Below are 536 nucleotides of genomic sequence, written 5' to 3'. Positions count from 1 at the left end.
GCGAACGCACACATACCGCCCGTTCGTCACACTGGGCGAATAGACCATCCGAGAACGTCACGAACGCCGATCGACTAGGGACCTAAGGTCCGGGATGATGGGCGTGACGCTGCCCTTGGCGGCGCGCACCTTGGCGGTGGCCTCCCACAGCGTGCCCGCCACCGGGTAACCGGGAATGGTGTCGGTGCTGGGCTTGAGATCGCTGACCTTCCAGACGGTGATCACCGCGCCGCCGTTGTCGACAAGGTGGTTCCAACCGCCGAACGTGTCCACGCTCGGATCAGCCGCTGCGACGGGGGCCAGCACGACCGACAGGCTCACTGCTGCGGCCAGCGCCGCCGCTTTCATCCTCATGCGCGCAGACGCTATGGACACCGGGTGAACGGCAGAAAACCGCGACACGAACTCCGGTGATCTCGGCGATTTCGGCGCGGAAACCGCCGCTGAGCGAACTGTGGTGTCTCGGGACATCGCTGACACTTATGTCTTGGGACATCGCTGACACTCATGATGGCGGTTTGGGTTCGCGGGTGCGG

At 64.6% G+C, this 536-nt stretch carries 1 protein-coding gene; it reads right to left on the bottom strand.

Annotation, left to right across the window (positions count from 1 at the left end; translation table 11 throughout):
* Positions 1–57: 57 nt before the first annotated feature.
* Positions 58–354 carry a DUF1942 domain-containing protein gene (locus tag MSZK_RS21680; RefSeq protein ID WP_158230617.1) on the bottom strand — a complete coding sequence of 99 codons (297 nt, stop codon included), beginning with the start codon at positions 352–354 and terminating at the stop codon, positions 58–60.
* Positions 355–536: the final 182 nt, after the last annotated feature.

The organism is Mycobacterium sp. shizuoka-1 (assembly GCF_002723835.1).
Classification (GTDB): Bacteria; Actinomycetota; Actinomycetes; order Mycobacteriales; family Mycobacteriaceae; genus Mycobacterium.
Note: the sequence above shows the minus strand (reverse complement) of the source record. Positions and strands in the feature narration are given on the sequence as shown.

Bases quoted from the DNA above. Each gene is read 5' to 3' on its own strand.
- MSZK_RS21680 (WP_158230617.1), bottom strand. From the start codon at position 354: ATGAGGATGAAAGCGGCGGCGCTGGCCGCAGCAGTGAGCCTGTCGGTC.